Origin of the sequence: Paenibacillus sp. NPDC056933 (assembly GCF_042674385.1) — a bacterium.
GTDB lineage: Bacteria > Bacillota > Bacilli > Paenibacillales > Paenibacillaceae > Paenibacillus.
Genome location: NZ_JBHUQN010000003.1, coordinates 31038 through 42901, shown reverse-complemented (window position 1 = coordinate 42901; position 11864 = coordinate 31038). Strand labels below are relative to the sequence as shown.

Sequence of the window (11864 nt, the reverse complement as noted above, 5' to 3'; positions counted from 1 at the left end):
ACCATGCTCAACCACAGGTTAACAGCGTAGAGCACCCCGAATATCGATTACGGGGTACGGGTTGTGTAACACCGTCAAGTAATGATCGAAATATGGTCTACTTAGAGCCGGAAAAACCATAATTGAACAGCTTGCGCGTTTCGATGAAACGCCCTTCTTGACTATCCGAACCTAGCACAACTGAAATCAGCCGCTTGCCATCCCGCTCTGCCGTTCCAACAAAGTGATATCCGGAATTCTCATCATAACCGGTCTTCAATCCATCATTTCCATCATAGGCATATGGTCCACCGATGGAAGACAACATCCAGTTGGTGTTACTCATGTACATTCCCTTTTGGTGCATCGACACCTGCATCTGGCTGGATACGCTCAAGAATTCAGGGTGATTATGGAGCAGATACCGTGCAAGCTTGCATGCATCTACAGCAGTCATTACGGTCTGCCCTTGTATTTCCTTTGGACGATTGGGGCCAAGCCGCTTTTCACTTAGACCTGTTGAATTGGTAAATTCCGTCTTATCAGACAATCCTAATTCCGCAGCCTTCTGATTCATCTTTTGTGCAAAAGTTTGCTCTGTCCCACTGATATGTTCAGCCAGAGCAACGGCAGCGTCATTCGCGGAATAGACGGCTACAATCTGGAATAGTTCCTGTACAGTGAACTGTTCTCCTTGTTTCAAAGCCAGATGGTTGCCTCCTACCGAGCTCGCATACAAGCTGATATTAACTGGATCGTCCCAACGCACCTCTCCGTTGATAACAGCTTCCATCACAAGCAGTTCTGTCATCAATTTACTGATCCCTGCAGGTGCAATAGATTCGGAACCATTATAGTTGATCAGGATCTGTTCGGAGTTCATGTCCATTAGTACTGCCGCTTCAGCTTTGATTCCGGGTTTGCCTACCAGCATGTCCGGTTTAACACCCAAATATATAATGACCAGTAGAGCCAGCAGCATGCCTGCTCGTATCCACCATTTTTTCATCAGAAAATCACCTCTTACTGATATAGACGAAGTGAAGAGGCATTTTGTCTGCAATTTTTATAAAAAAAGTTAAATTTTTTTTATTTTTTTGTAACCATAAAAAAACATGGACTCCATACCCCCATGCCAGAGTGTACAGAATCCATGTTTTTCAAGACTTTTTTTATCATAACCTAGAAGCATTTTTTAATTAGATCTAGCAACCGAACTCTTAAAAGGACCCCAATCCCTACCGTTGCTACGTAACTGAAAGTGACCTTTTACTGAAATCAGGACACTTAAAGTTATACAGAGTTTTTATTACTCAGCTACAACCGCTTTATCTGCATTAACAGCCAGATCGTTCAGGTAGATACCCGTTCCATCGCCAATCGCATAGTTCATTACACGTTTGTTCACCGGCACTACTTCTGCACGGTATAAAGTCGGGAATACAGGAACTTCATCAACCATGTACTGCTGCCATTGGTTATAGATCTCTTTACGTTTGTCTACGTCAAATGCTTCAGCAGATACACCTTGTGCCAGCAATTTGTCGTTTTCTTCACTAGAGAATCTGGAGAAGTTATACAGTGCATCGCGGCCATACAGACCTGCTGGGTCTACGTCAATACCAACGCCCCAAGCAGCTTGATACACATCAATTTTTGGATCATCTTTACCCGTGTTACCTACACGATCATAGAAGTTGTTGAACTCAACCATTTCCAGGTTTACTTTCAGACCGATTGCTGCCCATGATTGAACATAGTAACGTGCCAGTGGTTCAGCCGTGTCGCCACCTGTCATGGATACAAAGTTGATTTCAAGTGGGGAACCGTCTGGTTTCGTACGGAATTCACCATCCATTTTGTAACCTGCTTCGTCCAGTAATTTCTTCGCTGCTTCAGGGTCGTAAGTTACACCCGGATTGTTCGAATCATGGAATTCCGGGTGAGACGGTGGAATCAGCGTTGTTGCATTCCAGCGCAAACCGTTATAGAAACGTTTACCAACTTGGTCGTTATCTACTGCCATCCACATCGCTTTACGCAGATTTTTGTCAGCCATTTTTGCATCCGGGTTTGTTACCACTTTTCCATTGGCTTCATCCCATGTACCCAGTTTGAAACCGATGTACGTGTATGCACGATCGATCGCACCCAGGAATTCAACGTTGGACATATTCGCATTATCTTTATATTGATCTGTCGGGAACGAATCCACGAGGTCTACGCCACCCGATTTCAGTTCTTGAACAACCGTTGTTGGGTTGATTACTTTCAAAGTCACTTTGTCCAGTTTTGGAGCCCCACGCCAGTAGTCCTCGTTTTTAACGAAGGTTACGGACTCACCTGGAGTGATCGATTCCACTTTGAATGGACCAAAACCGATTGGTTTCTCACGTACTTCTTTGGAAGAAGACATCTTGGCTACATCCATATCACCAAAGATATGTTTAGCCAGCGGATATGTCCACACGCCACCTGTTAGCAGGGAAGGTGTAGATTCCTTATATGTGATGCTAATTTGTTTATCGCTAAGAACCTTGATTCCAGAGATCGTTTTTGCTTTTCCAGCATGATATTCATCCATACCTACTACACTTGTGAAGTTGGAATCGTAACGAGGACCATCGTAAGCCTTGTTACCGATCACTTCATAAGCAAACTGCAGATCTTCAGCCGTTACAGGCTTGCCATCATGCCAGTTTACATTATCGCGAATGGTCAGTGTGAACGTTTTGCCATCTTCTGATGTTTCATACGTTGCTGCACCGTCGTTGGTATATACATAGTCTTTATCCCAAGTCAGCAGACCTTCGTCAAACCAGCCCAGGACCATTGCATCCGGATTACCGGAGTAAAAGTTAAAATTCAGTGTTCCTTCAAATGCAGTATCGGATACAAGTCCGTAAGTAATGGATCCACCCTCAATTGCAGTACCTTCATTCGTTTTAACGTTGTTGAAGTCATCGATGGAGTAAACGCCCTCTTCATTAGCAGGCTTTTCCTCCGTTTTTGTTTCTCCTGAGTTCGTAGAAGGCGTTGGTGTTGCCGCCTCTTTCTCCGAGCACGCCGCAAGCGCCAGTACGAAGACCAACATCATCGTGAAAAATAGTCCCCTTGAAAAAATTCCCTTTTTCATGAACCTTTCCTCCCTTTTTTTAACCTCTTCTTTGTCTTGCATCAGTCGCACGCTTCAGGGCCTGTCCGACATTATTTATACTCAACATCAATACCAGAATAAGTACTGACGCGGGTAGCCATATCCACCATCTGGATTCCAGTGTTTGCGGATTACGAGCATAGCTTACGAGCGTTCCAAGACTGGGTGTGCTTTCAGGAAAACCAAATCCCAGGAAAGACAGCCCGGATTCGAGGCCAATGTTGGCAGCGAGGTTTAGCGTCATCGTTACGATGATAATAGAGCTAAGATTAGGAAGAACCTGTGAGAGCATGATCTTCAGATGGGAAGAACCTAATGTTTTTGAAGCTTTTACATAGTCCAGCTCCCGTTCCTGTAATGCCTTGGAGCGGATTAACCTGGCAATTCCCATCCAGAGAAAGGCTGTCATAATTAATGAGAAAGATACAATATTATATTTGGGCACTGCTGTTACAAACGCGATAACAATCATCAGCATCGGAAGAATCATAAAGAAATCAACAACGCGCATGAACAGGTTATCGATCATTCCGCCGAAGTAACCGGATAACAGACCGATCAATATACCTATAAATCCAGTCATTAGCGTTACGATAATACCAATGGTTAGAGAGTTACGCGTACCGATGACCAGTTGTCCAAATACGTCGCGACCACCGTAGTCTGTCCCTAGCCAATATTGCGCAGAAGGTGGTTCATATAATGCGAACAAGTCGACCTTAACAATTTCCGCTTGATCCAGGATCAAAGAAGTGCCATAGACCAGCAGTATGACCAGTCCCAAAAATATGAGCGAGATTAGTGCCACCTTATCTCTGACAAGCTCCCTCCACAAGATACTCAGGCTGGAGGGACTCTTATCAATCTTCTGTGAAGTTATAACGACATCATTGGTCTTGCTCATCTTATTTTCACCCCGAAATCTTCAAGTTCTTACTTGATCCGTATACGTGGATCAACAATTCCCAGAATAATGTCAGACAGCAGCGATCCCAGGATTGTAGCTATGCCATATAACAGGACAAGTGCAGTCACCACACTGAAATCCCGAAGGGAAATTGAATTCAGAAATAACTGTCCCATACCCGGATAACTGAATATGCTTTCAATGAAGATGGTACCGCCAATAAGTCCCGTAATCTCATAACCGAAAAATGCGGCGATCGGCAACAGGGAATTTCTTAAAATATGCCTGTTGTAGATTCGGGATTCCGAGGCGCCCTTGGCTCTCGCAGTAAGAACGAATTCCTTGTGCTTGATATCGATAATTTCACTACGCAAATATTGAACGGTAGATACCGTTGTAATCAATGCCATTGATAATGCTGGTAATAATAGATGATAGAATTTGCTAGCTACATAGTTGAACGTACCTGGCGTAAGTCCAGGTTCCACACTTCCCCCGGTTGGGAACCAACCAAAATGGAATCCAAAAATCCACAACATCACCAATGCGAAGATAAACAACGGGGCTGCAAAGCCCAAGTAAGTGTAACCTGTGATTAATCGATCGGACCAAGTATCGTTGTAACGTCCGCTGATAATGCCAAGTGGAATGGCAATCAGATAAGTAAACACAAGTGTCGCCAGTGCAAGCCAGAACGTATTGGCAACACGTTGCCCAATCAGATCAGATACGGGCATTTTGAATCGGAAAGATTGTCCAAAATCGCCTTGTGCAGCATTTTTGATCCAATCCCAATATTGCACATACCATGGATTGTTTAATCCCAGTCGTTCCCGCTGTTCCTCAAGTGCTTTGGGGTCAATACTCGGGTCGAGTAATCCGGTAAGTGCATCCCCAGGCATCGCTTTTGCCATCAGAAAGACCAACAGGCTAAGCAAAAAGATCTGAGGGATCATAATGATAATTCTGCGTACTATCGTTTTCCACATATGGTCTTCAACCTTTCTGAGGTAGAGCTACTCGGTGAGTATCGGAAATGGATTGGAGCGAGTAAGCCAGCCCTTCCTCATCAAAGAAATTTCGGTATGAATGTTCATACTCGGATTTGACCTGTTGACGGAAGGCTACCATTTCTTCACGTTTGGTTGGGTCCATATCCGGAATGGCTGCAATTAAACGCTTGGTATAGATATGTTGTGGATTCTCGAAAATATCTTCGGTTGTTCCCTGTTCCACATATCGGCCTTTATACATAATTCCAATCTGATCACACATATGTCGGATAATACCTAAATCGTGACTGATGAACAGATAGGTCAGATTTAATTCTTTTTGAATTTCCTGCATGAAATTAAGCACCTGAGCTTGCACCGATACATCCAATGCAGATACCGGCTCATCAGCGATAATCAACTTTGGCTTCAGTGCAATCGCACGAGCAATCCCAATCCGCTGCCGCTGTCCTCCGGAAAACTCATGAGGGTACTTATAGATCGACTCAGGGCTCAGGCCTACCTTCTCCAGAAGATCTCTGACCTGGCGTTTCTCTTCCGTAGCCGTTAGTCGTTCATAATTGCGGAGCGGTTCAGCAATAATGTCGATTACCCGTTTCTTGGGATTAAGAGAAGAGTACGGATCCTGGAAGATCATCTGCACATCCCGCTGCAGCTGTCGATCTTTCCGCCTCTCTTTTGCCAGATCTCTTCCATTAAAAAGAATTCTCCCGTCCGTCACATGGTTCAGACCGATAATGGCTCTGCCTGTCGTGGTTTTGCCTGAGCCAGACTCACCTACAAGACCATAGGTCTGACCTTGCTCAATGGAGAAACTCACATCGTCAACTGCCTTGATGTTGCCAATTTCACGCTTGATCAACCCGCCGCGAATTGGAAAGTGTATTTTGAGTCCTTCTACTTCGAGTAGTGCCATTATGTTATTCCTCCTCAGCTTGATCAGGAAAATGAAAGTGCTGGTAGCAGGTACACCGTACAAAGTGACCTGGGGCAATTTCATGCATCTGTGGGTTTTCTTCATGAGCCGAATCACTTATCCATGGAATTCGAGCCTTGAATCGGCACCCTTGGCGAGGAAGATTTTTCAGTGAAGGAACAATGCCTTGAATGACATGAAGCTTCGATTTTTCTTCAGAAATGGTAGGAATCGAGTTTAGTAGAGAACGTGTGTATGGATGTTTGGCATCCGTCATCAGAGTATAGATATCTGCAATCTCAACAATTTCACCTGCATACATGACCGCTACGCGATCAGCCATCTCGGCGACTACTCCCAGATCATGCGTGATCAGGATGATTCCTGCGTTAATCTCGTTCTTCAATTCCCGGATAAGCTCCAGAATTTGCAGTTGGATCGTAACGTCAAGCGCTGTCGTTGGTTCGTCAGCAATCAGCAATTCAGGTTTGTTGGCAATCGCAATCGCGATAACAACTCTCTGTCTCATACCACCCGATAGTTCGTGAGGATACTGCTTGTATATATGTTCGGGACGTGGTATCCCTACTTGGTTAAGCAAATCAATAACTTTGTCTTTCTTCTCTTTCGAAGATAACTTGGGTTGATGCAATGTCAGAATCTCTTCGATCTGGTCACCGATCAACATCAGAGGGTTTAGTGCGGAAAGTGGGTCCTGAAAGATCATTCCCATTTCTTTACCGCGGAGTTTGTTTAACTTGTTAGGCGATATATTCGCTATATTCTGCCCTTTGTACAGAATCTCACCGTCAATTTTGGCTTTGTTATGTAGCCCCATAATTGAAAATGCAAAAGCACTTTTGCCTGATCCTGATTCTCCCACAATAGCCAACACTTCATTTTTCTTAACCGAAAGGTTAACGTGATCAACTGCCGCATAATAGTCATCTTCAATTCTGAATGATGTAGTTAGATTTCTGACTTCCAGTAGCTCTGTATTCAAATCAATCACCCTAACCCCATAATTTCTGCAGACTGTATTCAAGTGTAGAAGAATGCATTCTCTGTATATTTCCATGTTCTTGAAGATAATGAACGAAAGTTTATACAAAATATCAATTCATTAGGAGAACCAAGTTTCCGTACTGGTATTTAGACCGATGGTCAATTAATGTTGATAATTCCTAGCGGGATTATTAAGCAAAATAATTAATGTAATCATACGTGTAAATTTAGGTGACGTCAATGCTTATTTTGAGATTTTTGGTATAAATGTTTTTAATAATACAGTTATGGATATTTGTTATACTTTAAAGGTAAATATCAAGGGGTTTTAGATACTAGGGTGTCCTTTTATGGGTCAGAGAAAAGTAGGCAGAAGCTTGATCTTTCTGAATATATTACATTAACATTACATAAGGTGTATAACTAAATGTTGAATATTGTTATATAAAAAATTATAATGTCATGTATGAGGAATGTATGGAGGTGGATTTCAATCTTGAAGTACATTTGATTAATAACTAAATTATGCAATCACAGATATGCTTTATATAATCTACCGTATCGTAATGAAAAATCTAGTTATTATAGTATAGTTTTATTTATTCGCGTATGTAAAGAGCAAATTGTAATCTTTTATCATTTATTTTACAAAAGAAAGAAAAAAGCCCTGCAAAATGCAAGGCATTTCTAATATTTATACAGTTACATGTATATATAATACCAATGTTCAATGGGGTTCTGGTGGTCTTTTACCACGCTTTAATTCATTGATACTAAGTCCGAAGTCCATTTGCAGATGAGGATAATCCGGAAAGTTGGCCCAATCCCCGCCCCATGTAAACCCCAATTCCTTGGCAAGGTCAACAACCTCCATCCAATCGGCCTGCCCATTCCCGTTATCATCACGATCCATGTCCCAGACCACATCACCTTCAGGAGTACGCAATGCAAAATCAATCGCTAGTCCATAATTGTGATAAGAGTCTCCTCCTTGCGCGTTGGTCACAATACTGCCCGCACTCGAACGCCCTTGATTATACAGCGCATCTTGTTCCTCCATGCTGCGGTAACCGTGTGTAACTACAATCTCTATTCCTCGCCTTGCCGCCTTCCGAACCAACAATTTCTCACTTTCTGCTACGACCGGGTGAAGTCCTGTAATTGGCATCGCTTCTTGCACGTTATTTCCTGGCCATATGTCATAGGTGTCTCCTTTTTGCTGTAGCCAGATATATATAATGGAAAGCAACAACGTAGCTACAATCCAGAATCGCAAACTACTCCTTCGTTGCTGTTTTACTTTACGTTTGGTTGTATTCATACTCTCTCCTGATGGTGGAATCTATATTCGTTTGAACGCACCCTACCAACTAGCCCAATACTACAATAGATTCTATTATAAAACATTTAAGCGTTAATTGCTTCATCACCGCAACCTTCCACGTCCTGCCATTAAGGAGTTCCCTCCCATTATTTTATATAAATATATGCAAAAAAGCAGCCGGCTATAAGCCGACTGCTTTGTATCCATACTGAGTAAGACTACTCAGTTGTGTATGGCAGCAATGCGATTTGACGGGAGCGTTTGATGGCAATCGTCAGCATGCGTTGATATTTAGCGCTAGTACCTGTTACACGGCGTGGCAAAATTTTTCCACGTTCGCTGATAAATTTACGAAGCAAGTCCGTATCTTTATAATCGATGTGAGTAATTTTGTTGGCTGTGAAGAAGCACACTTTACGACGTTTATTACGGCCGCCACGACGTGCCGGTCTTTTATCGTTGTCTCCGCCTTCTCTTTGCTTGAAGCCCATGCTTTTCAGTCCTTTCCTATCGTTAAACCAATCACTCTAAGAGTGTCGATTCACGTTAAAATGGCAAATCATCATCCGATATATCAATCGGTTTTCCGTCATCGGAAAAAGGATCCTGATTGTTGCTACGCGAATTATTGTTATTGTTCGCGCGCCCGCCGCCTCCATAAGAAGGCTCTTCACGCATCGGTTGCCCACCGCCGCCACCGTTATTATCACGGTTAGCTGACTCCAAGAAACGGACGTTATCGGCAATGACTTCGGTCACGTATACACGTTTTCCTTCGTTATTCTCGTAATTCCGTACTTGAATGCGTCCTTCGACTGCAGCTAGGCGTCCTTTGCGCAAATAGTTTGCACAAGTCTCAGCAAGCTGTCTCCAGGTTACGACCGGAATGAAATCCGCTTCCCGTTCTCCCCCTTGGCTTGTAAACGGTCTGTCCACTGCCAAAGTAAATTGCGTAACTGCTACTCCAGCTGGAGTATAACGCAACTCAGGATCCCGGGTTAACCGGCCGATCAGAATGACACGGTTCAACAATGTAATCCCCTCCTTCAGAGCGTATTGGTGCGTTAATCACGAGTTGTCTTAAGCAGACTTAACGTCGTTTGTAATGAGATAACGAATAACTTCGTCAGAAATCTTCATGAGACGCTCAAGTTCAGTAACAACTGCTGGTTCAGCAGTGAAGTGTACCAGAACATAAACACCATCACGGAATTTCTTGATCTCATACGCAAGACGGCGTTTACCCATAACGTCGTGAGCTGTAACTTCACCACCGCCGTTGGAGATGATGCCTTGGAATTTATCGACTGTAGCTTGAACAACTTCTTGCTCAACATCAGGACGAATAATGTACATCACTTCATATTTGCGCATAATTTTCACCTCCTTATGGACTCTGGCCCTCAATCTAGGTTGAGAGCAAGGAACGAGCACAAACTCGAACTATATTAATATAACAAAAATGCCGTCTCAATGCAAGCAAACGTTCCCTCTTCTTATTACACATGATCATAACTCCAATGGAGCACACTACAGAAGTAACATTGAAATCCATTATGCCAAGGAGGTTTTATCATGGGTGAAAAAACCGAGTTTGAACCAGGAGACAAAGCTCCAAACGATGGTGAGTACACCGAGGTTGGTGAGAAGAGCTTTCATACAGAAATTAACAACCCGAAACGGGTAACCCTGCAAAGGGGTGAAGCTTTCCCTGAAACAAGCAATCACAATCGCAAGTGGAAGAAGCTTACCAAGGCTCGTGTCCACTAATTGTAATGATTTTTTTCAGACTGATGTATACAAAACGTACTAATGCACATAATACAATTAGGCGGTGCACGAGAGAGGTGTGGTTCCGTTGGACAACGAAGCCGAACATTTAATGTTGGAGATTCATCACGTAATTTAAGAAGCAAGATGGTTGTGTGTAAGGCCTTTGTCTGAAACACGAGTATTGCGATAGCAGTACGTACGCCAGGTTTCTTGATCGTTACGACCGATTGTTTCCTAACAAACCGAATGCACCGCCGAATGAAGAGCCCTTAGGGGCTCTTTGTTTTGTTTAAGCTTGAATGATTAAATAAGAAAATCCAAACAAAAAAACCTCCCAATAATGGAGGTCATATTACATATATAAAGCTCGACTCACGTTGAGTAAATTACAATTTCACTAAACAAGATTGATTAGTGGCGGAAAGGGTGGGATTCGAACCCACGCACGCTGTGACACGCCTAACTGATTTCGAGTCAGCCCCCTTGGGCCTCTTGGGTACCTTTCCGCAGCAATAATGATTATAGCATGATCATTTACAGAACGCAATACCTAAGCCATGCCTCCATGTAAACGTTATTATGGGCTGCACAAAAAGTAAAATTCCCTTGTATTATTCCTAGGATTCAGCTGTATCTTCTGTCGAGCGCAGGACCTTTTTCATGTTTTTCTCGAATTTCGCTCTGGGAATTAGTACGCTGTGTTTACACCCTACACACTTGATGCGGATATCCATACCCATCCGGATGATTTCCATCTCATTGCTGCCACATGGATGCTGCTTTTTCATTTGTACTATGTCCCCAAGCTGAAAAATTTTACGCTCCACCTATGCCATCCCCCTCATCCTTCTCCTGAGCTGCTGCTTGCTCTAATGCTGCCTGATTGCTCATCTCATGATACTCCATTGTTTTCTTCACATCACTCTGAATTTGACGCTCTACAGAGGCTCTGGAGTTCGGCAGGCACTCAGCAACAATGCGAACCACATATTCCGAGGTAGACATCGACTGAATACCAAGCACATCAGGTACTTTAACGATATTCAGATCACGATCCTCAATTCCAGCCAATGCTCGTTTCACCAAGTGTACTGACTCGTCCAGGGCCTGTTCACCCTTCATCGGAATATCCACAACCGCAAGTGAATTCGACATCGAGAAGTTGGTTACACTTGCAATCGTACCATTTGGAATGATGTGCACCTCACCCTGCCAGCTAACCAGCTTGGTCGTTCTCAGGCCAATGACCTCAACAGTTCCTTTATAGGTTCCTGTTTGAATAACATCACCTACTGCAAATTGATCCTCCAATATAATGAAGAAACCGGTAATAACATCTTTCACCAATCCTTGGGCACCAAAACCAATGGCAAGTCCAAGCACACCCGCACTTGCTAACAAGGGTCCAACTTTCACATTGATCTCAGATAACAGTAACAGAATCATAATGAAATTACATGTTATGGATGTCGCATTTTTCATCAACTCTCCCACCGTTATAAATCGGCGCGGATTGACGCGGATCTTGCCTTCCTGCTTACGTGCCATCGTACGATCTATAATACGTGATACAATCTTGATCACAATACGCGTAATAATGAAAATAATAACGATACGGATCGAACTGAACAGAATATTAAACCACATATCTGCATCGGCGACTTTGTTCCATAATCGATCTGTCCAGCTTATAGCACTTTTTACAGTGTCTTCTATAGCGTTAGGGTCATCCACCGGATCAGTAGGAGCTGCAGCAGCAAACTTAAATGGCAGCATAGATCAAACCTCCT

Annotated in this window: 13 protein-coding genes and 1 tRNA gene; 1 reads left to right on the top strand and 13 read right to left on the bottom strand. The window is 43.3% G+C overall.

What is annotated here, in order from left to right:
* Positions 1-97: 97 nt before the first annotated feature.
* The 10 genes from ACFTRD_RS20470 to rpsF all read right to left on the bottom strand — a co-directional run bounded on the left by ACFTRD_RS20470 (position 98) and on the right by rpsF (position 9675).
* Positions 98-988, bottom strand: a complete 891-nt coding sequence (locus tag ACFTRD_RS20470) for a D-alanyl-D-alanine carboxypeptidase family protein (protein WP_379383210.1) — start codon at positions 986-988, stop codon at positions 98-100.
* A gap of 300 nt (positions 989-1288) precedes the next feature.
* Complete coding sequence (locus tag ACFTRD_RS20465; protein ID WP_379383208.1) at positions 1289-3115, bottom strand: oligopeptide ABC transporter substrate-binding protein; 1827 nt, start codon at positions 3113-3115, stop codon at positions 1289-1291.
* Positions 3116-3134: 19 nt separating this feature from the next.
* Entirely contained in the window at positions 3135-4040 is a 906-nt protein-coding gene (locus ACFTRD_RS20460) for an ABC transporter permease (RefSeq protein ID WP_192272150.1), read from the bottom strand.
* Between the two features lie 29 nt (positions 4041-4069).
* Positions 4070-5032 (bottom strand): oligopeptide ABC transporter permease, encoded by a 963-nt coding sequence (gene opp4B / locus ACFTRD_RS20455; protein ID WP_379383206.1) that lies wholly within the window; start codon positions 5030-5032, stop codon positions 4070-4072.
* A gap of 7 nt (positions 5033-5039) precedes the next feature.
* Positions 5040-5972, bottom strand: coding sequence for an ABC transporter ATP-binding protein (locus ACFTRD_RS20450; protein WP_379383204.1), 933 nt, complete (start codon positions 5970-5972; stop codon positions 5040-5042).
* A gap of 4 nt (positions 5973-5976) precedes the next feature.
* Entirely contained in the window at positions 5977-6975 is a 999-nt protein-coding gene (locus ACFTRD_RS20445) for an ABC transporter ATP-binding protein (protein ID WP_379383202.1), read from the bottom strand.
* A 729-nt stretch (positions 6976-7704) separates the two neighbouring features.
* The gene (locus ACFTRD_RS20440; RefSeq protein ID WP_379383200.1) at positions 7705-8298 is read right to left on the bottom strand and encodes a M15 family metallopeptidase; all 594 of its coding nucleotides are present in this window, start codon (positions 8296-8298) and stop codon (positions 7705-7707) included.
* Between the two features lie 221 nt (positions 8299-8519).
* Positions 8520-8792, bottom strand: a complete 273-nt coding sequence (gene rpsR / locus ACFTRD_RS20435; RefSeq protein ID WP_017691433.1) for a 30S ribosomal protein S18 — start codon at positions 8790-8792, stop codon at positions 8520-8522.
* A 55-nt stretch (positions 8793-8847) separates the two neighbouring features.
* Entirely contained in the window at positions 8848-9333 is a 486-nt protein-coding gene (gene ssb, locus ACFTRD_RS20430) for a single-stranded DNA-binding protein (RefSeq protein ID WP_024629535.1), read from the bottom strand.
* A gap of 48 nt (positions 9334-9381) precedes the next feature.
* A complete protein-coding gene (gene rpsF, locus ACFTRD_RS20425) occupies positions 9382-9675 on the bottom strand; it encodes a 30S ribosomal protein S6 (RefSeq protein WP_024629534.1) in 294 nt (97 codons plus the stop codon).
* A 201-nt stretch (positions 9676-9876) separates the two neighbouring features.
* Between rpsF and ACFTRD_RS20420 the strand changes: the two genes are divergently transcribed.
* Positions 9877-10071, top strand: coding sequence for a YjzC family protein (locus ACFTRD_RS20420; RefSeq protein ID WP_379383197.1), 195 nt, complete (start codon positions 9877-9879; stop codon positions 10069-10071).
* Positions 10072-10489: 418 nt separating this feature from the next.
* Here ACFTRD_RS20420 and ACFTRD_RS20415 read toward each other — a convergent pair.
* The 3 genes from ACFTRD_RS20415 to ACFTRD_RS20405 form a co-directional block, all read right to left on the bottom strand.
* Positions 10490-10580: transfer RNA gene (locus tag ACFTRD_RS20415), tRNA-Ser, on the bottom strand.
* A 111-nt stretch (positions 10581-10691) separates the two neighbouring features.
* Positions 10692-10901 carry a DUF951 domain-containing protein gene (locus ACFTRD_RS20410; protein ID WP_192272160.1) on the bottom strand — a complete coding sequence of 70 codons (210 nt, stop codon included), beginning with the start codon at positions 10899-10901 and terminating at the stop codon, positions 10692-10694.
* On the bottom strand, positions 10891-11850 hold the full coding sequence (locus ACFTRD_RS20405) for a mechanosensitive ion channel family protein (RefSeq protein WP_192272162.1): 960 nt from the start codon (positions 11848-11850) through the stop codon (positions 10891-10893). Before ACFTRD_RS20405 ends, ACFTRD_RS20410 begins: the two co-directional genes overlap by 11 nt.
* Positions 11851-11864: the final 14 nt, after the last annotated feature.